Origin of the sequence: Mobilisporobacter senegalensis, from assembly GCF_003752155.1 — a bacterium.
Lineage (GTDB): Bacteria > Bacillota > Clostridia > Lachnospirales > Lachnospiraceae > Mobilisporobacter > Mobilisporobacter senegalensis.
On record NZ_RJVG01000012.1, the window covers coordinates 18,491 to 39,042 of the forward strand.

Genomic DNA, 20,552 nt, shown 5'->3' on the forward strand with positions numbered 1-20,552 from the left:
CGGCACCATCAATAATAATTAGAAAATCCACTTTAATGGATGAAGGGAGCAATGCTCCCTTTTTCTTAATATTATAATATTTCAGGTAAATAAATAACCATATCAGGGTATATATTATTGGGATTGGTGATTTCAGGATTATATGCCATAACTTCATCAAATGTAATCTCATGTCCATATATATCCATTAAATCCCTGTTATAATGATACACAATATTCCCCAGAGTATCACCGGGCTCTACTATATATGTGGTCATGGGTATCATCTTAGGAATATTTATTCTCTGTCCCGGATAGAGGGCATTGGAATTCAGAATATCACGATTGATATATAATAATTGCCGGTAAGAGGGCAGATCAAATTGTCTTGCAATGCTGCTAAGTGTATCACCGGGTTCTACCGTATACTGGTCTGTATATACATACATAAAAGCACCATCTTTATGGAAGTTATATTATAATATTATGCAGCCATGGATTTATAGTTACATTATTTTCATTACATCGTGGATTTTAAAGGCTTTGTATACTTCATATAAACACGGTAATTAATACCCACATATTTACTGAACTTTTGCTTTATTCTTTCGAATTCTCTGTAACCTAATTTCTCATAAAGTTTTACTGCCTTATAATTAGTATCCGCAGCTTCTAAAACATATTCGTCATACTCTGGCAGCTGGAACAGATAATTCATAATAGCCGTTGCTGCCCCTCTCCCTCTATATTTAGAAGCAGTTGCAACAAATTCAACAGACGCTGTCTTTTCTCCAATATACATAGCGGGTTTTTGAAATTCGCTTTTAAATGCTCTGTTTGCGATCGTACCTCTTATAAATCCTAAATGTTTGATCAATTCTTTTTTATCCTGTTTTACAGAATAATCTTTTCCATTAGTACATGCAGTCATTCCGGCTATTTCACCATCTATTATTGCCACATAGAATAAGTCGAGTACAAACATATGCTCTAATGCTTTCGCCAATTTCTCTTTATCCTTTGAAAAATAGGATAAATGTTCATAAAAGCTATCTACAAATATTTCACTTATCTTCTGTCCTGCCGTTTTTCCCAGTTCCTTGGCTGATCTTACTTCGATCATAGGTTTATTCCTCCTTAATTAAAAATGCGGTTGCTATTTTGGCGGTGGGGGTAACAAAACCACTCCCTAGTGTTAATTTCATCTCTGCCAGGCCTTGTATCGCTGCATAGTAATAAAGAGCCATCATATACGGATCTCCTTCTTTAAATTGGCCAAGTTTCTGACCTTCCTCTATAAGATGAGCTGTCTGATTCATCATTAATCCACTTTGTTTCACTAAATTAGAAACTAAAGGATTTGATTTTTCTAATACAATGCTCTGATTCATTAATATTGTATATTCTGCAAATTCATCATTTCTGGTCAAATCATCCAGAACCTCCCCGGTAAGCCCCAATATTAAATCAATGGGAGATTCTTTGCTTTGAAAAGCCCGTGTTATTTTATTTAAACCCTCCGCCGCTTCATTTACAAGTGCAACAAATAAATCATCTTTAGATTTATAGTGGCGATACATAAGTCCTGTACTAATACCTGCCTCCTCTGCAATATCTTGTACACTGGTAGCAGCAAATCCCTTTCGGCTGAATAATTTAATGGCTGCTGCTTGTATCTTTTCCCTTGTTGCAGTTCTCATTATTTCATATTGCTCTTTTGTCCTTGGCAATATTACACCTCCTTTTTTATTGAATGAATTTATATTCATCATAAAACAATGATATCATTCTGTCAATATTTAATTAAAATAATTCCCCATTTGAAGATACAACAAAGATTCTGTGAAATAGTTCATGGAGTGGAATAACTTTTCTTAATTACAGATCAAAACTAAAGAAACTATATATTTCAGAGAAATTCCTTCTGAAATATATAGTTTCTTTATAAGATAAATTTTTTCTTAAATGATCTGTTTAACGTTTATTCATAACTTAAGCCATACCCCGGAGCATATAATAGATCTGGATCTTCTTTTCCAATATCAGTGGTATTTTTGTAATACGGCATTGGCAATTTCCCGGTAAAGGAACTTTCTCCAGTCAGAACAGAAGCCACTCCTTCTCCTTCTGAACCAGGTAAATAGCACATTACAATACCATCCCAGTCTTCCATATATTCATTTATTATTACATTTCTTCCAGCGACTATTAATGTTAGCACCGGCTTGTTTAATGCTTTTGCATATTCTATTGCTTCTAAATTATCTGGATGGCCTTTGGCACCTGTAATGGATAAATCATCTGTATCTCCCTCAAATTCAGCATATGGTACTTCTCCAACTGCTAATATTACGATATCCGCTTCCTTTGCCCTGTCTTTTTCAGTAATGATCTCCAGATTATATTTTTCTGCATATTTCCTAAGACCTTCTAATATGGTAGCCCCTTCTGTAACTTTTTTACCTCCATTATCCATATTCCCTTGCCAGGTTAATCCCCAGCCTCCGCATTGAAGCCCCATATCGTCAATGGCAGGTCCGGTCACAAATATTTTTTGGTTTCTTTTTAATGGCAATATCTTATTCTCATTTTTTAACAGGACAAGAGATTTTTCTACTAATTGTCTTGCCAGATTTCTATATTCCTCATTCCCCAGATCTTCTATCTGATGTGTTGATTGCTCCATATACGGATCTTCAAAGAGTCCCATATCAAATTTTACAGTTAAGATCCGGCTTACTGCATCATCAATTCTTTCTGTTCCTATCTCTTTGTTATTTACTCCATTTATAATAGCATTTATCCCCTCTTTATAATTAAAAGGTTCCATAAACATATCGACACCGGCATTTACTGCTTTTATCATTTTTTCTTCAAAACTGCTGCCGCTTAAGCCATTGATGGCTTCCCAATCAGATACCACAAAACCTTGAAAGCCCAGTTCATTTTTTAGTACATCGGTTAATAAATATTTATTTTCATGCATTTTTAGGCCATTATAAGAACTAAAGGATGCCATAATAATTTTAACACCAGATTGAATCAATTGTTCATATGGTTTTAAATGAATCGTTCTTAATACTTCTTCTGTTATTACTACATCTCCACGGTCTATAAGGAAATTGCCTTCACCAGTTCCGAATTTTGTTCCACCATCTGCAATATAGTGCTTAGCCGTTGCTGCAACTCCCTGGTCTGACTGTCCTTTTAAATATGCATCAGAAAGAGAAGTTACTATTGCCGGATCAGATGAGAAACATTCATAAGTCCTCCCCCATCTTGGATCAGTATTTACTGCTACGCAGGGAGAGAAATTCCACAAAATATTAACCAGTTTCATCTCTTCTGCTACAGCAGCCCCCATCTGGTATGTTAATTCAGGATCATTAGCCGCTCCTAATCCAATATTATGTGGATATACAACTGCTCCGGGAATTAGTGCTAATCCGTGAACGGCATCTACACCATACAGGATAGGAATTTTATGTTTGGAACTCATGGCTGAATCCTGATAGTCAATAAACATATCATTCCAATCTTTCATTGTATTATTGCCAGGATAAGAACCACCGCCACTTAATACAGACCCAAGGCCTAAATCCTTCAGATCATCGCCAGAAACTACATCTCTGCTGCCTTGCATCATCTGTCCCACTTTCTCTTCCAGGCTCATCTCACTAATTAAAAGTTCAACTCTTTTTTTCGTGGACAGGCTTTTATCCATATATCCTTTATCATCTGTAACCGTACTTGTCTCCTGAGTTTCTTTTCCAGCTTCTCTATTAATATTATTGTTACAGCCAATCAATGAAACTATCATTGTAATAACCAATGAAATAATAATAATTTTCTTTTTGAACATGAAACCACCCCTTGTTATTTATTTTATTATAATTTAGTATTACAAAAATTACTGGTGATTGCTAAGTACTGCTTTTTTAGGATGGTGTCATATTTTTATTATGAGCCTGTGACCTGTCCTCCATTTACATGAATTGTCTGACCAGTAACAAACCTTGAATCATCAGATGCCAAAAAAACAAATGCAGGAGCTATCTCAAAGGGCTGGCCTTGACGCTGCATAGGATTATCAGCCTGGGTTACTACATCTGCTGAGAAACTGGCTGGAATCAGAGGAGTCCAGAATCGCCCCGGTGCAACTGCATTTACACGGATTCCCCTGCTCACCAGATTATTTGCCAATGCTCTTGTAAATCCCACATTGGCTGCCTTTGTTGCTGTATAATCAATTAGTTGTTCATTCCCATAGTAAGCGACAACAGATGTGGTATTAATGATTGAGCTGCCTTCCTTAAGATATGGCAGAGCTGCCCTGGTGGTATAGAAATGGGAATAGATATTCACCTTAAAAGTATCATCAAACTGTTCATCTGTAATATCTAATAAGCTAAGCTGTTGAAATTGTATTCCTACATGATTACATAAAATATCAAGCCTTCCAAATGTTTTTACCGTTTCTTCTACAATATCAATACACTGTTGTTTCTCTCTTAAATCTCCTGGCAGCAATAAACAATTCTGACCAAGTTCTTCAATTCTTTTCGCCGTTCGAATTGCATCTTCATGTTCATCCAGATATGCAATGGCAACGTCTGCTCCTTCTTTTGCAAAAGCAATAGCTACTGCGGCACCCATACCGCTGTCTCCTCCTGTGATAAGTGCTGCTTTTCCTGCTAGTTTTCCACTCCCTGTATAGTCAGGATTTTCGATGATTGGCATTGGAACCATCAATTTCTCCAGTCCAGGTTGTCTGCATTGCCTTTGTTCGGGCACAGTGACAGGTACGTCTTCATAACGGGTTATTGTTCCATAATTAGGATGCATTGGATATGTTTCATATTTGCCATGCTCTGAATATTTACAATTCTTTATAATAATCCCTCCTATAAATATCAACAGAATATATTATGTAATAAAAGGATTGAAAGTGCCTATTTAAACATATATGGACCTCCCTATATATAAGCACGAACTATAAAATTATGAATACACTAAAAAGTAAAGTACTATTTTAAGGAGATCTATTATGAAAACCAGTTCCTGTAATGAAGTGGAATTATTATTGGAAAATCAATCAAAAGAAAAGGTGAATGTATTGTACGCTTTTAACAGGAAGCCTTTTAAAATGCCTAAAATCGGTCCAAGACCACCATACTATACAAATCCAAGATGCGAATGGAATTATCCGGTCATTTAGCACTATATGTCTCTATGTATTATATAAAATATAAGAAACTATATATTTAAATTTATGTAACATCCCATGAAATACATAAATAGAATATATAGTTTCTTTTCCTCAATGCCCTATCGATACTGGTACATGAACCGTTCCATATAATATAAGAATACCTGATTATAATATCCTGAAAAATATGCATCACATCCATGTTCTCCAAATGGCATATATATGATTGCACATTTCTCATTCTCCTCTCCAAGATAACTATCCCTAAATCTTTCACTAATGGTATAATCCACAATTCCATCGTGAGTCCCCTGAAAAATTAAACATGGGGGTGATTTTTTATCAGCAAGCAGGCCTGGATTTATAAATTCATTCCTATTTCCTATACCAAGTACTACTGGTATCTCATTTGCAGGATAAAAAGGAATTAGCCCTTTTATCTTAATCCTGGAGTCTAAAATATTTGTATATTTTTCACTTGCAATTCCAAGACCTGCTGCCAAAGAAAGATTTCCCCCAGCAGAACCTCCTGATATAAATACAGAATTTATATTAGCATCATACTCTTTCCTATGCTCGGCAAGATATGTAGTAAATTTCCCGATATGACGAACCATATCATCAATGGTATAATCTCCATAACGGACATCCTTCATTATAAAAGGGTTATATAGCGGATTAAACTTACTGAACCCATATTGAATGTCAAAAACGATATAGCCCTGATTCGCGAAATATTTATTCATCTGTGCTGAATTTAATATACCTTTGTCTCCAAATGCCCAGCCGCCCCCATGAATTCTTATAAGGACCGAGTTTTTGCCAGGAAGATTTTCCCCACCCGTCTCTGGAGAATATACATCAAAATAGAGTTTTAATCCTGCATCCTCTTCCTTTCCCTCATAAAAGAGAATGTTCTCCATGACTTTATAACCTTTCGATTTCGTTCCATAAAAATATTCTGGTAAATAAAATCTGGACTGTCTAAATCCACTGTTTTTAAAAATCGGGTTCAGTTTATAATACTCTCCAAAAGACACTGAATAGTTCTTATCACCATTATGTATGAGGAGCGGAATTGTTATAAACGGGATAAAGCAGCTAAATACGATTACTATCGTTGATAGTAATACAAATATATTCAGGATTTTATATTTCACTGACTTTAAAATTTTTCTAATTAAGAAACCTGTACTTAAATAGATATACGCATAAAATAAAGATAAATGTGCTACAGATATAAGGGAAATTCCTTTGTGTGGTTTTAAAATCTTATAAGAAATCCATAATCCTGTAATCTGTATCATAGTAAGTATCAGGAGTATAACATTCTTTTTCATTTTATGCTTATCTGAGCATCCTTCTATGTTGAAACAACAATCTTCCTTATCCCTTTGTTTTACAAATATATTACTGCCTGCAATTAACATACCCATAATAAAAAGAGAATGTATCATTATCTTTGTAACAATATTTGGGGAAGTCTGATTCATTGGATCACTAGATACTACCAAATTAATAGTAATAAGGAGAATCATTATGACAGGTTCTGCTGCTAAATAAATATAACTAAGCCAGTTATATTTAAAATCAACGTAAGCCATATAAGCATTTAACCCAAATACCGGCAGCATAATAAAACCATAAATATTCCATAAGAAAGAATCTGTATCCAGACATTGATACAGAATGCCTGATAGGAAAGCTAGCCCATTAAAGAGTAACATGATTTTAAAAAAGTAATTTTTTAAATTTACATTCTGATTCATCCTTGTCATATATTCATCCCATTCCTGATTTCATCTATTATATTTATACGTTTGGATATGAAAATATAGGATTGTTTCTTAGTGGAATGTCAAAGTTCAGGTTGATTTATAACTTTTCACTGTATTAATTTCAAATTCTAATTGAAATATTCTGCAATAAATTTTATTTTTAATGCCAATACTATTTAGGGAAATATTGATAGAAAGGAATTTTAATTATGGATAATAATAAGAATAGAATGAAAGACCGAGAAAAAAGCAACCCGGAATTACGTAAGATGCACCCTAAAAATAATGCAGATCTAGGTATTATTGACGGTAAAATAATAGGTGTACACGAAGGTCACCACGAGAAAAGCAGATCCAACAAAAAAAGAGAAAAAGGTAATAATTAGTTTCTAATCTTAGCAGCTAAAATGCAAAGGGCTTTTCTAAAATACAACCATCTTATAGAATTTTTGGATCAAAAGAAGATTTGTCCAGAAAAGCCCTAATATCAATAAATATATTTTTCTTTTATTCTTCCTCTGGCTTTCTGTTAAAACAGATCGTCTTTCTTTGGATTTTTAGGAAACCATCCTCTGGCTACTCTATTTTTTTGTTCAAATAGCTCTCTTATGCTCCAAAGGAGTGAAAATCCTAAAATAGAGAATACTGATGCTATGACCACTGAATTTATGAAAAAAGATCCACTGATACACAACAGACCTGATATTAAGAAAAACGGCCATACTTTCGTACCCACATAATACTCTGCTTTAATAACAACTGGATGTAGCAATCCAATTATGACGAAAGTCAGTATGCCAATAATAATTCCATCGTAATTCAAATACTGCACCTCAATTTATCATGTTAATAGAATAGTATATGAATTTTAATAATTATTTATTCTTCCAGTCCAGGTATCACCATTGATATCAATCCTGTCTGATCATACAAAACCTTTCGGTATCCCCATTCCATATTGGTTCACCTGTTCGATCATATGACCAATATTACCTTCCCCTGCAAACCTATCCAAAGAAAAGAAATCTTCTGTAACATCCAGCCAATAAAGAGGATGCAATTCTTCTTTCAAGTCAATCTCTCTTTTTAAGATACCAACATAAACTTCTACATAGCATTTTTGATTATAGTAGGTAAAATCCATCATATGATTTAACAATATATCTTCTTTCGTGATACCTGTTTCCTCTTCAAGTTCACGGTAAGCTCCAATATACCCTTCTTCTCTCTCTTCAATTTTACCGCCTACTAAGTTATATAATCCTTTATATGGATCTTTTACTCTTTTACAAAACAGTATTTTATTTCTGCTATGGTTATATACCATGATACAATTATATCCTTGCATATATATTTCTCCTTAAGTATAAGTCTTTATTTATTCTTAATTTTATCATGATTCTTTTTTATGCTCAATAAATAATATGATTCCAAGAACTATCATTATTATTAATATACCAATTATCCTTATTTCAAAAGACATAGGAACACCTCGCCGTGTCAGTGCTACTATATTTTATGTAGAAAGAAGTCGTAAGGTACATCTTTATATAAGGCCAATATACTTTTAAAAATAATGATTGAATTTCAAATAGAAAGATGTTACCATAGGTCAAGTGTGCTCACATAAATAGAAAAAATGAAAGGATATTTATCAAAAAATGTCAACTCAAGGAACAAGTTCAAATATTGCAAATCCGGCTCCTCTTGGGCTTTTAGGGTTTGGAATGACAACATGCTTACTTAATTTACACAATGCAGGCTTTATTTCTCTCTCAATTGTTATTATCGCAATGGGATTTGCTTTGGGCGGAGCTGCCCAGATCATTGCAGGAATTATGGAATTCAAGAAAAATAATACCTTTGGTGCAACTGCATTCACTGCGTATGGATTCTTCTGGTGGTCATTAATTTTAATATGGATAAATCCATTTTCTAAAATAGAAGCTGCCGATCCTATGAGCATGGGATTCTATCTGGGACTATGGTTTGTGTTCACAGGCTTTATGTTTATTGGTACATTGAAGCATAACCGTGCCAGTCAGGTAGTATTTGGATCTCTAACACTTTTATTCTTACTGCTCTCACTTGCAAACTTTACAGGTTCAGAGTCAATACATACCTTTGCAGGATATGTTGGAATCTTCTGTGGACTATCTGCTCTTTATAATGCTTTTGGTCAGATTATTAATCAGGAGTTCAATAAAACTGTAATGCCTTTATAAAACAAAATATATTAAAAACGTCAAATAATATCCATTTTAATTTTCACGGATAATATCTGACGTTTTATTTCTAATTACTATTTCTATGTCATTTATAAAATTATATCTTCTTATTTTGTATTATCTTTACCGTTCCAAGGTATAGAAGGCATAGGTGTACCTGTTTCTAAGAAGGTCTTTAATCCACACAGAATAAATGTCCATCCAGCTGCTGCCTGTTGGAACTTTGCACTATCTGCATCAATATCATGCAAAATTGTTAATTTCGTCATCGGCCCCATTTCCTGTAATTCAAAAACTACTGTTGTCACTTTTTCATCCTCTTCCCCAGGAACTTGCCATGTATAAGCTAATCTTTTATTTTCCTGGAAATCAACGACTTCACCTTTTACTTCTTCTTTTTCTTCTGGTGTCATTATAGACACAGCTGAGCCTATTTTCCAATCTGATATGACCCTGCGTCCAAACCAGAATTTTCGTGTAAATTCGGGATTAATCAGTGATTCCCATACCTTTTCTGCACTTGATGTTATAACAATTTGATACATAAAACCTTTCATTTTAACCTCCTGAGTGTTATTTTCTAAAATATTTTTTAGTTCATATAGACCTTGTAATCTGCTCTCTTCAAATTTACTTATCCATCTGGAATAAATAAGTTGTAAAGGAACCGGATTTAAATAATGTAGCTTCTCTTTTCCCCTCCATACTGGCACTATTAAGCTGGCATTTTCTAAAATTTTAAGATGCTTAGTCACAGCCTGTCTTGACATTTCTAAATTTGAACTAAGCTCAGTTAGAGATTGTCCATTTTTTTCATATAATAGATCCAGCAGGTACCTACGGGATTTGTCACCTAATGCATTAAATATTTTGTCCATGAATTAATATTAGCAACCTTTTGGTTGCATGTCAAATGTTTTTTCATTTTATTTTGAATATATAGGATTCTTTTAATCTATATTCTTGTTAATACAGACGACTCATATAAGTTTGGACCTGGATTTGTATCACTATTATAAACACAAATCCAAAGTCCTATCCATTAACTAAAATATGTATTTAAAATCTTTTCTGCTGTCCTTGTAGCAAGTGCCTGAGTGGTAAGGGTAGGATTTGGTCCTCCTATCCCATTATATAATACACTGTTATCCGCAATATATAATCTTTTTACCTGCCTGGCTTCACAGTTGTTATCTGTCACTAGGCCTATTCTCATAGTACTTTGAATATGAATATATATATCCGGCAGCCAGTTGGAACGGATAATTGTCTTGGCACCCGCATTCCTTAGAATGCCTGCAGCAATATTAGCTAATTCATCTCTTTTTTCTATACTATTTTGACTCGGTTGATAGTAAATCACTGGTATATTTCCATTCTCGTCTTTTCGTTCGGGATCCACTGTAACTCTGTTTTCCCAATTCACATCATCATCTGTAAAAATTAATGTATTCACTGTTCTTGGATAATTTCTCATTAACTCCTTAAGCTGCTCTCCAATAACTCCTCCTTCAATATCCCAAGATATTGACTCATTTAATTGGGTCATGGCACTATAACCCTCATTACTGGATCCATATAGTGTTGTTGCGAATAACCCGGGACTCATCCCATAAGTTTCAACGACTCCAAGCCCTGGATAATCGAATCTGGCTGCTGCATTCTGTCCCACATATGGTTTCACATCTGAAACACCTAATATATTCATTAGGTCTCTTTCATCAAAGATTCCTGCTACACTGTCAAACCAATGATTAATCAGTCCTCTTCCTACCCATTCATTTTCAGGTAATTCAGAATTCAGCCAAAGGCGCGGTGTTTCTATTCCTCCGGCTGCCATTACTATTACGTTTGCCCGTAAACTACCAGTCTCTCCTGTCCATGTATTTCTATATTCAACACCTGAGGCATATAAGCCTTCTATAGGATCTTCTTCTGTCAAAATTCTTGTAACAAATGTATTTGGCCGGATCTCTGCGTTCCCTGTTCTAAGTGCGAGTGGTATATAACTTACTAAGGTGGATCTCTTTGCTACTGCATCCACTGTTGGTCCTATATGGCATCCATTTACACAATGCCCGCGTAAAGTGCACCCAACTGAGGTATTATTCTCTAAATCAAAATCCGGATCATTGATACGGGGGTTGGGACTTAATATTGCATTAGGCTGAGGCCGATATCCGGGGCTAGTTACGTCCGGTGATTCCAATCGTTCCCACCCGGCTTTTCTTGCTCCATAATAAAACAATTCTTCCTTCGCCGTTGCAGGAGCTGAATGAACTGGCAGGGTTGCTTCCACCTTCTCATAATATGGGATAAGTTCTTCATAAGATATAGGCCAGATGTCATCAACTGCACTTGGAAACGCACGGGGTGAATTTGCAAAATAATGAAGAGTAGTTCCTCCTATTCCCGCAACCTGCCAGGCATAACCACCGGATGAAAATCTTCTGGCCCATGGACTCATTTCCCTGTTTGCAGGTCCCCAGCGAAATTTACCGGATACAAAGTCATTCATATCATCTTCCAGATCGGTAAAGCATTCCTTCAATATATCAATACTTAGATCATCGTAACTACTACTGCTTAAAGCACCATAGTCAGTATTGGGATTCGGCCAGTTCTTATTCCCATACCATGGACCAGCTTCTAATACTAATACCTTAATCCCATTTTCAGCCAGTTCCTTTGCAACCACTGCTCCTCCGCCACCTGCTCCAATGATTATGACATCAGCATCAACATTCATACATTCTCTCCTTATGTGATATATAATATTTATAATTCTCTTAATGCCCGATAGCCCAGGGAAGGGCCAGGATATCCTACTTGCTGCCAGCTGATAGGGAAAAATTCTAATACACGTCTGTCAGGAGGATCTAATCGTGTAGAACCATATCCAGACCATTCTGAATAATATCCCATTAATGTTAACCTTTTTATGGCTTCAATAACAGAAAGTACTAACTCAGGATCGTTCTTAAATGGTTCTGGTAATCTGTCTAAATCAATGGCCAGTTCCTCAATTGAGATCAACACCCGCATCCGGTCCCTTGGGGATAGTGCTATAAAAATACCAAGCCCCAAAGAACCATTTATAGTAAATAGCTGAGAAGCTGCTGCATCTAATAATTGTGCAATAGAATTGGCCAAAGGAATAGGATAATTATTAAATGACATGATCAGGTATTCATCAATATTTAAATCTTTTGCCCCATAATACTGAATTCTTCCATACTCCTGAGCAAGTCTTGGTGTTTGAGGAATGATCACTTCTACCAGTGCCAGGAAAGTTTGTCTCGTGTGCTCAATAATCTCATCACACTGAACATTTAAATTGTTATTAAAATTTGTCTGGTTATTGTTTGATATACTATTGGAATTAAGAATAGTATCATAAGAATTTTCATTGTAAGAGCATTTATTATTATCAAAATTATGGAATATCCGGCTCATTACTCTACCTGCAAAATTTGTTTTTATTAATAATTGATATGTTGCATATATTTCATTTATACATGAAAAACCTCAGTTTTTTTCATATTGCAAACTGAGGTTTTCTCTATTATTTTGATCTAAGTACAGTAAGTTCTTTTACATTTTACTTGATAAAACCTCTCACTACTTCTGCATATTCTTCCGGTCTTTCTTTCTGGGCCCAATGCTTGCAGCCTTTCATAATATGTATCTTGGAACCACTCACTCGTTTACTGGCTTCCCTGACATATTTCACAGGAACTCCTGGATCTTTTTCACCATTTATAAATAATACCGGCATTGTTAATTTATGTATCTCATCCAATATATCTGTAGTGACTTTCTTTTTCCCCAGTTCATAACGTTGAAAGGATTGAAATGCCTTTCCTGAATCAGGAGATTGGAGCAATTGATAAACTTGATCGACCAAATCATCCGTTATCCTTGATTTATCACCAATTAAATTTCCTGCAATATTTCCCCGGACTCTCTTTTTATTCTTGCCTAACCATTGATATGCAGTTAAATTAACAGGGCTGTTCACATACCAGTAACATAATCTATGGAATGGCATCCTGCTATATAATCCCCATGCACCTACTGGAATTAACTTTTCAATTTTCTCAGGATATTTCAGGGCATAACCGATTGCTATGCCACCACCAAGAGACAGACCTGATAGAATACATTGATCTACCTTTAACTGTCCCATAATTGAATGGAGCATATCAATATAGAATGGAATAGATAAAATTGCATCTGGCATATCACTCTTTCCATATCCTAATAAATCAAATGTATATACACGGTACTCATCTGAAAGGAGCAGCATCACTTCCTTCCAGGAGATTAATGCAGAATCAACTCCGCCTCCGTGTAACAATACAATTGTTTTGTCACCGGTTCCTAACATATATCCCTGAATAAAATAATTGTGATAGGAAAGTGAAATTAATTCTATATTATGATTACTCATAAATAATCCTCCTTATAAGATATTCGTTTTAATTTATCAATCCACTTATCAAGTTCTTTCTTTACAGAAACAACATTGATTGCTTCACTCCTTCTTTGTTTTTCATGTAAATACCCATCCGTCATCCAGATCAACATCTGATAAATTTCTTCCGGGTCTGCTTCTTCCCTGAATTTTGAATAATCAACTTTTTTAAAATGAGTACTGTATTGGTCATTCATATCCTTTTGAATTTTATTCTGCAGTTTTTCTGATATAATTTCATTTTGAGAATAATAAGCTCTCATGGTAAAATCCATAATATAAGGATTTTTTTCCAGAAGGATGGTTTTTAGCTCTACTGCCTTTCCAATATATTCAAAAAAATCCGTAATATCTTCTAATTTCATGATCTCGCTCTGCTCTTTCAATAAATCATTGCAATAATCCAGTAAGAACATGTATAAGCTCATCTTGTTATGAAAATAGTAGAACAGCAATCCTTTGGATATACCAGCTTTTATGGCTATCTCTTCCGTAGAAGCACGCTTATATTCAAATTTTGAAAATACTTCAAGACCTGCATTTACAATGGCTGTACGCCTCTTCTTGGGAAGCTCTGAAAATATTTCACTCATATATTTTACCTCCTTCTTATGATTTCTGACCGAATGGGTCAATATTTATATTTTTATTATTACATATTGACTATTTTTTGCAAGGCCGGAATCAAATTAAACTTTGCCATATAATTTTTTAACTTTAAGTCATTCTCTTAAAATAATTAACTCCAAAATTAATAATATTAATATTGAAATTAATTATTTTAATTTATCTATTGACTATTTTAATCACAGGATGTATATTAGAATCATAATATTACATTAGGATGGTGAAGACTATGAAATACAAAGCTCCTGGAAAATGCCCTGTATGTGGTGAAAAACTTTCTATCATAAAATTAGGGTGTCCAAAGTGTTCCACATCAATTGAAGGAGATTTTGAACCTTGTGAATTCTGCAGACTTCCCGAGGAAGATCTAGAATTTGCTAAGGTATTCATTAAATGCAGAGGTAATATCAAAGATGTGGAAAAAGAACTGGGTATCTCCTATCCAACAGTCCGTGGAAAACTGGATTCTGTAATAAAAGGGTTGGGATTTGAAGTCTCAACCAAAGAAACAATAAAAGAAAATGAAGATAAATTAGCATCCAGGAATGAAATTCTTGACCAATTATCCAAAGGCGAAATTACACCAAAAGAAGCAACGGAAAGATTAAAAATTTTATAATTTAAGGAGGTCATAGTATGAGTGAACAACAACGAATTTTAGAAATGATTGAAAAAGGGCAGATTACTGCTGCTGAAGGTATGGAATTATTAGAAGCAATTAATATGGGAAAGGAATCTGCATCAGAACCAGATGTAGGAATCATGTCTAATCCTATACGTAATTACAAATACTTTAAGATTAAAGTGAATGCAGATAATAATTCGGTCAATGTTAATGTTAATATTCCTATCAAATTATTAACTACCATTGGTGAGATTGCTGACAAGTTGACCGTTATGGTTCCAACCGATGCCAGAAAAGAGATGGAGGCAAAAGGCATTGATATTACAAGTATTGATTTTGCCAAAATAATTGAAGAGATACTAAATGGTACAATTGAAGATCCGGATATCATAGATATAGAAGTATGGGATGAGGAGCATCAATCTACAGTTAAGGTAAAGATTTATGTGGAATAAACATTTCCGTATATTATGGTTAAAGATACAAGTAGGTAAGAATACCCATTGGGGCTTGCCCTTTCCTATTCCTATGTATATCTTTCAGGAATTATTAGATTGTACCTCTGATTTATTAACGGTTATATGTCTTTTTACACCAAAATCTACGCAAACAGTAACTTCTCCATCCTTTGGCATTTACCTGGTGAAGGAACTTATTGATATAACAATGAATTTACTGGATTCCCTGACACAGGATGAGCCATATGATCTAGTTGATATTAAAACTGCTAACGCCAGCGTTTTCATTAAGATCAGGTAAGGAGGTTAGAATGACTAAAATATTTTTAAAATACCTATCCATCATATTATCCATTTATGGATTATCTATGATAATTGATACGATTTACATTGATGATATTTCTGATTTGCTCATTATGGGATTTGTCTTATTAATTGTAAATCTTTTATTAAAGCCATTACTACTTTTAATCACATTACCTTTTAGCATACTTACTTTAGGTTTATTCAACTTTATTGTAAATGCCTGGACAATTATGATTGCTGATAACTTTGTAGATGGAGTTAATATGGGCGGATTTATGAATTCCCTTCTTGCTGCTTTTATCATTGTAGTGATACATCATTTTTTGCGTGATATGCAAAAGTAAAAATAAGGTCAGTTATTCCAATTTGAAATAGCTGACCTTATTTTTATAGGATTTATCCTATTCATAACCTATCTATCATTTGACACTCAATTTTAAGAATGTTATAATTATAACAAAGTCATTTACTCAGATTCCAACCCTATCTTAGATGGAAGGTGGTTTAAATTATGGAGACAAGAATCGCAGTCATAGGCATCATAGTTGAAAATTCAGAATCAGTGGACAAACTCAACTCCGTATTACATGAATATGGCGAATATATTATTGGACGAATGGGAATTCCCTACCCAAAACGCAAGGTTAATGTAATCAGTATTGCCGTGGATGCCCCCCAGGATATTATCAGTGCTCTATCAGGTAAAATCGGACGTATTCCCAATATTAACGCCAAGACCGCTTATTCTAATGTAATATGCGGTACTGATGAATGAAGTAGAAATCTTAGTATCTAAAAACAATATCATATAACTAACAGGGAAGAAATTCTAACCTGAAAGAAAGGAAAATCACTATGTATAATCCAAAATCACTAAAAGCAGAGGAATTCATCGATAATGAAGAAGTTCTGGCAACACTTGCCTATGCTGATGAAAACAAAAACAACCTTGAACTAGTTGATGCACTTATTGAAAAAGCTAAATTAAGAAAAGGCCTTACTCACAGAGAAGCCTCCGTACTTTTAGCCTGTCCAGATGAAGAGAGAATACAAAAAATCTATACTCTTGCAGAACAAATAAAAAAAGATTTTTATGGAAATCGTATTGTAATGTTCGCTCCCCTTTATCTATCTAATTATTGTGTAAACGGGTGTATATACTGCCCATACCATCTAAAAAACAAACATATTGCCAGAAAGAAACTGACTCAGGAAGATATCGTGAAAGAAGTCACTGCATTGCAGGATATGGGACATAAACGTCTTGCCATTGAAGCCGGTGAACATCCTACGATGAACCCTATTGAATATATACTTGAATGTATTGATACAATTTATAGTATTAAACATAAGAATGGTGCTATCCGTCGTGTTAACGTAAATATAGCAGCTACGACAGTTGAAAATTATCGAAAATTAAAAGATGCTGGAATTGGAACTTATATTCTATTTCAGGAGACTTATCATAAAGAAAGTTATGAAAAACTTCATCCAACAGGTCCAAAGCATGATTATGCTTATCATACAGAAGCAATGGACAGAGCGATGGAGGGTGGAATTGACGATGTAGGACTCGGTGTATTATTTGGACTTGAATTATACAGATATGAATTTGCAGCATTACTTATGCATGCAGAACATCTTGAAGCAGTTCATGGTGTGGGCCCTCATACGATCAGTGTCCCACGTATAAAACGTGCCGATGATATTGATCCGAATGCTTTTGACAACAGTATCAGCGACGAAGTATTTGCAAAGATTTGTGCTCTCGTAAGAATCTGCGTGCCTTACACTGGAATGATAATCTCTACCCGTGAATCGAAAGAGGTAAGAGGAAAGGTTCTGCGCCTTGGCGTATCTCAACTTAGCGGTGGTTCTCGTACCAGCGTTGGAGGATACGATGAACCGGAACCGGATGATGAACGTTCGGAACAATTTGACGTAAGCGATCAGCGGACTCTTGATGAAGTTGTAAAATGGCTTATGGAACTGGGATATATTCCATCTTTTTGTACTGCCTGCTATCGTGAAGGCAGAACAGGAGATCGTTTTATGCAGCTTTGCAAGAGCGGCCAGATTCAAAACTGCTGCCAGCCAAATGCACTGATGACCTTAAAAGAATACCTTATGGATTATGCTGCTGAAGAAACAAAGGCAATTGGTGAAAAGTTGATTGAAGCAGAATTGAAGAAGATTCCAAAAGAAAAAGTCCGTGAAATCTGTATTGATCACCTTGAGAAAATAGAAGAAGGAATTCGTGATTTCAGATTCTAATTAGAAGTTTTAGTGGAGGAATAATTATGGGATTAAATGAAACCCCATCAGCAAATAGAATTCATATTGGTTTTTTTGGTAAAAGAAATGCAGGGAAATCAAGTCTTGTGAATGCCGTTACAGCCCAATCACTTGCCGTTGTTTCTGATGTAAAAGGAACAACAACTGACCCCGTCTATAAGGCAATGGAATTACTCCCATTGGGACCCGTTATGATCATTGATACTCCAGGTATTGATGATGAGGGAGGACTTGGTGAGCTTCGTATAAAAAAAGCAAAGCAAGTTCTGAATAAAACTGATATCGCCATACTTGTTGTTGATGCTACGGAAGGAATGGCGGATACTGATCTGGATTTAGTAAATACATTTATCTCTAAGGAGATACCATATCTTATCGCTTATAATAAATCAGATCTGCTTGGTAATTTGCCGGCAAAAAAACCGAATGAGATATATGTTAGTGCACAGGAATTAACCGGAATATATGAATTGAAAGAAAAAATTGCACACTCAGTACAAATAGATGATGAAAAACTAAAGATTGTTGCTGATCTTCTTCATCCATCTGATTTTGTTGTACTTGTGACACCTATTGACAAGGCTGCACCAAAGGGCAGGTTAATTCTGCCCCAACAGCAAACGATTCGTGACATACTTGAGGCAGATGCAACAGCAATTGTTGTAAAAGAATATGAACTTCGAGAGACACTTGAGAATCTTGGTAAAGAACCGGCAATGATTATTACTGATAGCCAGGTATTTGCAAAAGTGTCAGCAGATGCCCCATCAAATATACCCCTTACATCCTTTTCTATTCTTATGGCCAGATATAAAGGACTCCTTGATACTGCTGTAAAGGGCGTTGTAGCTGTTGAAGAACTTAAGGATGGGGATACGGTTTTAATTTCAGAAGGCTGTTCCCATCATCGCCAATGTGATGATATCGGTACTGTTAAAATTCCTCGCTGGATCAAAAACTATACCGGTAAAAATATAAATTTTCAGTTTACATCTGGTACAGAGTTTCCTGAGAATCTATCCCCTTATAAAATGATTATTCACTGCGGTGGTTGTATGCTGAATGAACGTGAAGTACGCTACCGTATGAAATGTGCAGTAGATCAGGGTGTACCAATTACCAATTATGGAGTAACCATAGCCTATATGCAGGGAATCCTGAAACGCAGCCTGAAAATTTTTCCTCATCTTGAGGCGGTGCTGGACGAATTAGGTTGAAACACACATGAAGCACCAAGATAGGAGTTAATATGAGAACAGAATCGGATAAACTGGGTCAAATGGAATTTGAGGCGAATGAACTGTATGGCCTGCAGACCAAACGGGCGTATGAAAATTTTAATTTAAAATGTAAGCGGACAAATCTCCACCTTATTTATTCTATTGTAAAAATTAAAAAAGCCGCAGCACAGACTTATATTGATATTGGCAGAGATAGCAAGGACATTTATAGACCGATCATCAAAGCCTGCGATCTCATACTTGCCGGAGGGGAAGACGATCAGTTCATTACCCAGTCCCTTCAGGGGGGAGCTGGAACATCAACAAATATGAATGTAAATGAAGTCATCGCTAATCTTGCTTTACAACTTATAGGCAAGACTTCTGGTTCTTATGATATTATCCATCCTCTTGATGATGTAAACCGGGGTCAGTCCACCAATGATGTTTATCCCACTGCTTTACGGATTGCTGCAATTGATACTTTACGTGATCTAAGCGAGGAATGTGCAAAATTACAGGAAGCTCTTCAGAAGAAAGAAAACGAATATGACCACATCAAAAAAGTGGGCAGGACGGAACTAATGGATGCAATCCCTGTAACACTTGGAGCAGAATTCGGAGCCTATGCACAGGCTATTGCGAGGGATCGATGGCGGCTCTATAAAGTGGAAGAACGTTTACGCCAGGTCAATATTGGTGGAACTGCAATTGGAACTGGTACCAATGCAGAGAAACAGTATCGTTTTGGTATTATTGAAGCACTGAGGAATATGACCGGTATTGGACTTGCTGTTTCAGAATATCCTCTGGATATTACACAAAATAATGATGTTTTTGTTGAAGTTTCGGGCTTATTAAAGGCACTTGCAGTCAATATGATGAAGATAGCCAACGATCTGCGTCTCATGAATTCAAATGCCATTGGTGAAATCCGATTAAGACCAATGCAGATGGGAAGTACCATCATGCCAGGAAAGATAAATCCTGTTATTCCTGAAATGGTCATCCAGGTATCTATGCGTGTTATGGCAAATGATTATGCAATTTCTTCTGCAGCAGCTCATGGTGAATTTGAACTCAATGCATTTTTGCCACTGATTGCAGATTCCTTATTGGAAAGCCTTGAATTATTATATAACTGTGTAAAATTATTCCGCAAAAAATGTATTGATGATATGAAGCCCAATCCAAAAAGATGTGATGATTTGCTCAATTCATCTTTTGCCTTTGCTACGGAATATACTATGAAACTTGGATATGAAACTGTCAGCCATATTCTGGAGCAATGTGAGCACAATAATGTAAAAGCAAAGCGGATCTTAGATGATATGCTGCAAAATAAATGAT

Annotated in this window: 24 protein-coding genes; 11 read left to right on the forward strand and 13 right to left on the reverse strand. The window is 35.3% G+C overall.

Annotated elements, in window-relative coordinates; translation table 11 throughout:
* Positions 1–71: 71 nt before the first annotated feature.
* The 5 genes from EDD66_RS15555 to EDD66_RS15575 form a co-directional block, all read right to left on the reverse strand.
* Positions 72–428 carry a LysM peptidoglycan-binding domain-containing protein gene (locus tag EDD66_RS15555; RefSeq protein ID WP_123610504.1) on the reverse strand — a complete coding sequence of 119 codons (357 nt, stop codon included), beginning with the start codon at positions 426–428 and terminating at the stop codon, positions 72–74.
* 71 nt (positions 429–499) lie between these two features.
* Positions 500–1,102 carry a GNAT family N-acetyltransferase gene (locus tag EDD66_RS15560; protein WP_123610505.1) on the reverse strand — a complete coding sequence of 201 codons (603 nt, stop codon included), beginning with the start codon at positions 1,100–1,102 and terminating at the stop codon, positions 500–502.
* 4 nt (positions 1,103–1,106) lie between these two features.
* Positions 1,107–1,709 carry a TetR/AcrR family transcriptional regulator gene (locus tag EDD66_RS15565; protein WP_123610506.1) on the reverse strand — a complete coding sequence of 201 codons (603 nt, stop codon included), beginning with the start codon at positions 1,707–1,709 and terminating at the stop codon, positions 1,107–1,109.
* Positions 1,710–1,960: 251 nt separating this feature from the next.
* Positions 1,961–3,841, reverse strand: a complete 1,881-nt coding sequence (locus EDD66_RS15570; RefSeq protein WP_123610507.1) for a glycoside hydrolase family 3 protein — start codon at positions 3,839–3,841, stop codon at positions 1,961–1,963.
* A 98-nt stretch (positions 3,842–3,939) separates the two neighbouring features.
* Positions 3,940–4,824 carry an SDR family oxidoreductase gene (locus EDD66_RS15575; RefSeq protein ID WP_123610508.1) on the reverse strand — a complete coding sequence of 295 codons (885 nt, stop codon included), beginning with the start codon at positions 4,822–4,824 and terminating at the stop codon, positions 3,940–3,942.
* A gap of 202 nt (positions 4,825–5,026) precedes the next feature.
* On the opposite strand from EDD66_RS15575, the gene EDD66_RS18530 reads away from it, so the two are divergent.
* A complete protein-coding gene (locus EDD66_RS18530; RefSeq protein ID WP_170164389.1) occupies positions 5,027–5,197 on the forward strand; it encodes a hypothetical protein in 171 nt (56 codons plus the stop codon).
* Positions 5,198–5,307: 110 nt separating this feature from the next.
* Here EDD66_RS18530 and EDD66_RS15580 read toward each other — a convergent pair whose 3' ends face one another.
* Positions 5,308–6,966 (reverse strand): alpha/beta hydrolase, encoded by a 1,659-nt coding sequence (locus tag EDD66_RS15580; protein WP_123610509.1) that lies wholly within the window; start codon positions 6,964–6,966, stop codon positions 5,308–5,310.
* 209 nt (positions 6,967–7,175) lie between these two features.
* On the opposite strand from EDD66_RS15580, the gene EDD66_RS18535 reads away from it, so the two are divergent.
* Positions 7,176–7,352 (forward strand): hypothetical protein, encoded by a 177-nt coding sequence (locus EDD66_RS18535; protein WP_170164390.1) that lies wholly within the window; start codon positions 7,176–7,178, stop codon positions 7,350–7,352.
* A gap of 143 nt (positions 7,353–7,495) precedes the next feature.
* Here the strand turns inward: EDD66_RS18535 and EDD66_RS15585 are convergent, their stop codons facing one another.
* On the reverse strand, positions 7,496–7,789 hold the full coding sequence (locus EDD66_RS15585; RefSeq protein WP_123610510.1) for a DUF4491 family protein: 294 nt from the start codon (positions 7,787–7,789) through the stop codon (positions 7,496–7,498).
* 102 nt (positions 7,790–7,891) lie between these two features.
* A complete protein-coding gene (locus tag EDD66_RS15590) occupies positions 7,892–8,314 on the reverse strand; it encodes an NUDIX hydrolase (RefSeq protein WP_123610511.1) in 423 nt (140 codons plus the stop codon).
* 313 nt (positions 8,315–8,627) lie between these two features.
* Here EDD66_RS15590 and EDD66_RS15595 point away from each other — a divergent pair, with 313 nt between their 5' ends.
* On the forward strand, positions 8,628–9,191 hold the full coding sequence (locus EDD66_RS15595; RefSeq protein ID WP_123610512.1) for an acetate uptake transporter: 564 nt from the start codon (positions 8,628–8,630) through the stop codon (positions 9,189–9,191).
* Positions 9,192–9,301: 110 nt separating this feature from the next.
* On the opposite strand, the gene EDD66_RS15600 is transcribed toward EDD66_RS15595, so the two are convergent.
* The 5 genes from EDD66_RS15600 to EDD66_RS15620 form a co-directional block, all read right to left on the reverse strand.
* Positions 9,302–10,072, reverse strand: coding sequence for an SRPBCC domain-containing protein (locus EDD66_RS15600; protein WP_123610513.1), 771 nt, complete (start codon positions 10,070–10,072; stop codon positions 9,302–9,304).
* 164 nt (positions 10,073–10,236) lie between these two features.
* Complete coding sequence (locus EDD66_RS15605; RefSeq protein ID WP_123610514.1) at positions 10,237–11,943, reverse strand: GMC family oxidoreductase N-terminal domain-containing protein; 1,707 nt, start codon at positions 11,941–11,943, stop codon at positions 10,237–10,239.
* A gap of 29 nt (positions 11,944–11,972) precedes the next feature.
* Positions 11,973–12,650, reverse strand: a complete 678-nt coding sequence (locus EDD66_RS15610; RefSeq protein ID WP_123610515.1) for a gluconate 2-dehydrogenase subunit 3 family protein — start codon at positions 12,648–12,650, stop codon at positions 11,973–11,975.
* 145 nt (positions 12,651–12,795) lie between these two features.
* Positions 12,796–13,647: an alpha/beta fold hydrolase gene (locus EDD66_RS15615; RefSeq protein ID WP_123610516.1), complete on the reverse strand. Its 852-nt coding sequence runs from the start codon at positions 13,645–13,647 to the stop codon at positions 12,796–12,798.
* Positions 13,644–14,264 carry a TetR/AcrR family transcriptional regulator gene (locus EDD66_RS15620; RefSeq protein ID WP_123610517.1) on the reverse strand — a complete coding sequence of 207 codons (621 nt, stop codon included), beginning with the start codon at positions 14,262–14,264 and terminating at the stop codon, positions 13,644–13,646. Before EDD66_RS15620 ends, EDD66_RS15615 begins: the two co-directional genes overlap by 4 nt.
* Positions 14,265–14,527: 263 nt before the next feature.
* Here EDD66_RS15620 and EDD66_RS15625 point away from each other — a divergent pair, with 263 nt between their 5' ends.
* The 8 genes from EDD66_RS15625 (at position 14,528) to EDD66_RS15660 (ending at position 20,551) form a co-directional block, all read left to right on the forward strand.
* A complete protein-coding gene (locus EDD66_RS15625; protein WP_123610518.1) occupies positions 14,528–14,917 on the forward strand; it encodes a DUF2089 domain-containing protein in 390 nt (129 codons plus the stop codon).
* 17 nt (positions 14,918–14,934) lie between these two features.
* On the forward strand, positions 14,935–15,378 hold the full coding sequence (locus EDD66_RS15630; RefSeq protein WP_123610519.1) for an SHOCT-like domain-containing protein: 444 nt from the start codon (positions 14,935–14,937) through the stop codon (positions 15,376–15,378).
* On the forward strand, positions 15,368–15,682 hold the full coding sequence (locus tag EDD66_RS15635; RefSeq protein ID WP_123610520.1) for a hypothetical protein: 315 nt from the start codon (positions 15,368–15,370) through the stop codon (positions 15,680–15,682). Before EDD66_RS15630 ends, EDD66_RS15635 begins: the two co-directional genes overlap by 11 nt.
* A 10-nt stretch (positions 15,683–15,692) precedes the next feature.
* The gene (locus tag EDD66_RS15640) at positions 15,693–16,031 is read left to right on the forward strand and encodes a phage holin family protein (RefSeq protein WP_123610521.1); all 339 of its coding nucleotides are present in this window, start codon (positions 15,693–15,695) and stop codon (positions 16,029–16,031) included.
* A 167-nt stretch (positions 16,032–16,198) separates the two neighbouring features.
* Entirely contained in the window at positions 16,199–16,462 is a 264-nt protein-coding gene (locus EDD66_RS15645; protein ID WP_123610522.1) for a TM1266 family iron-only hydrogenase system putative regulator, read from the forward strand.
* A gap of 80 nt (positions 16,463–16,542) precedes the next feature.
* On the forward strand, positions 16,543–17,961 hold the full coding sequence (gene hydG, locus EDD66_RS15650) for a [FeFe] hydrogenase H-cluster radical SAM maturase HydG (protein WP_123610523.1): 1,419 nt from the start codon (positions 16,543–16,545) through the stop codon (positions 17,959–17,961).
* A 26-nt stretch (positions 17,962–17,987) separates the two neighbouring features.
* Positions 17,988–19,199, forward strand: coding sequence for a [FeFe] hydrogenase H-cluster maturation GTPase HydF (gene hydF, locus EDD66_RS15655; RefSeq protein WP_123610524.1), 1,212 nt, complete (start codon positions 17,988–17,990; stop codon positions 19,197–19,199).
* Positions 19,200–19,231: 32 nt separating this feature from the next.
* Complete coding sequence (locus tag EDD66_RS15660) at positions 19,232–20,551, forward strand: aspartate ammonia-lyase (protein ID WP_123610525.1); 1,320 nt, start codon at positions 19,232–19,234, stop codon at positions 20,549–20,551.
* Position 20,552 lies beyond the last annotated feature (1 nt).

Bases quoted from the DNA above. Each gene is read 5' to 3' on its own strand.
- EDD66_RS15635 (WP_123610520.1), top strand. From the start codon at position 15,368: ATGTGGAATAAACATTTCCGTATATTATGGTTAAAGATACAAGTAGGT.
- EDD66_RS15600 (WP_123610513.1), bottom strand. From the start codon at position 10,072: ATGGACAAAATATTTAATGCATTAGGTGACAAATCCCGTAGGTACCTG.
- EDD66_RS18530 (WP_170164389.1), top strand. From the start codon at position 5,027: ATGAAAACCAGTTCCTGTAATGAAGTGGAATTATTATTGGAAAATCAA.
- EDD66_RS15575 (WP_123610508.1), bottom strand. From the start codon at position 4,824: ATGCATCCTAATTATGGAACAATAACCCGTTATGAAGACGTACCTGTC.
- hydF (WP_123610524.1), top strand. From the start codon at position 17,988: ATGGGATTAAATGAAACCCCATCAGCAAATAGAATTCATATTGGTTTT.
- EDD66_RS15570 (WP_123610507.1), bottom strand. From the start codon at position 3,841: ATGTTCAAAAAGAAAATTATTATTATTTCATTGGTTATTACAATGATA.
- EDD66_RS15645 (WP_123610522.1), top strand. From the start codon at position 16,199: ATGGAGACAAGAATCGCAGTCATAGGCATCATAGTTGAAAATTCAGAA.
- EDD66_RS15615 (WP_123610516.1), bottom strand. From the start codon at position 13,647: ATGAGTAATCATAATATAGAATTAATTTCACTTTCCTATCACAATTAT.
- EDD66_RS15660 (WP_123610525.1), top strand. From the start codon at position 19,232: ATGAGAACAGAATCGGATAAACTGGGTCAAATGGAATTTGAGGCGAAT.
- EDD66_RS15595 (WP_123610512.1), top strand. From the start codon at position 8,628: ATGTCAACTCAAGGAACAAGTTCAAATATTGCAAATCCGGCTCCTCTT.
- EDD66_RS15620 (WP_123610517.1), bottom strand. From the start codon at position 14,264: ATGAGTGAAATATTTTCAGAGCTTCCCAAGAAGAGGCGTACAGCCATT.
- EDD66_RS18535 (WP_170164390.1), top strand. From the start codon at position 7,176: ATGGATAATAATAAGAATAGAATGAAAGACCGAGAAAAAAGCAACCCG.
- EDD66_RS15630 (WP_123610519.1), top strand. From the start codon at position 14,935: ATGAGTGAACAACAACGAATTTTAGAAATGATTGAAAAAGGGCAGATT.
- EDD66_RS15580 (WP_123610509.1), bottom strand. From the start codon at position 6,966: ATGACAAGGATGAATCAGAATGTAAATTTAAAAAATTACTTTTTTAAA.
- hydG (WP_123610523.1), top strand. From the start codon at position 16,543: ATGTATAATCCAAAATCACTAAAAGCAGAGGAATTCATCGATAATGAA.
- EDD66_RS15640 (WP_123610521.1), top strand. From the start codon at position 15,693: ATGACTAAAATATTTTTAAAATACCTATCCATCATATTATCCATTTAT.
- EDD66_RS15590 (WP_123610511.1), bottom strand. From the start codon at position 8,314: ATGCAAGGATATAATTGTATCATGGTATATAACCATAGCAGAAATAAA.
- EDD66_RS15610 (WP_123610515.1), bottom strand. From the start codon at position 12,650: ATGAGCCGGATATTCCATAATTTTGATAATAATAAATGCTCTTACAAT.
- EDD66_RS15605 (WP_123610514.1), bottom strand. From the start codon at position 11,943: ATGAATGTTGATGCTGATGTCATAATCATTGGAGCAGGTGGCGGAGGA.
- EDD66_RS15560 (WP_123610505.1), bottom strand. From the start codon at position 1,102: ATGATCGAAGTAAGATCAGCCAAGGAACTGGGAAAAACGGCAGGACAG.
- EDD66_RS15555 (WP_123610504.1), bottom strand. From the start codon at position 428: ATGTATGTATATACAGACCAGTATACGGTAGAACCCGGTGATACACTT.
- EDD66_RS15625 (WP_123610518.1), top strand. From the start codon at position 14,528: ATGAAATACAAAGCTCCTGGAAAATGCCCTGTATGTGGTGAAAAACTT.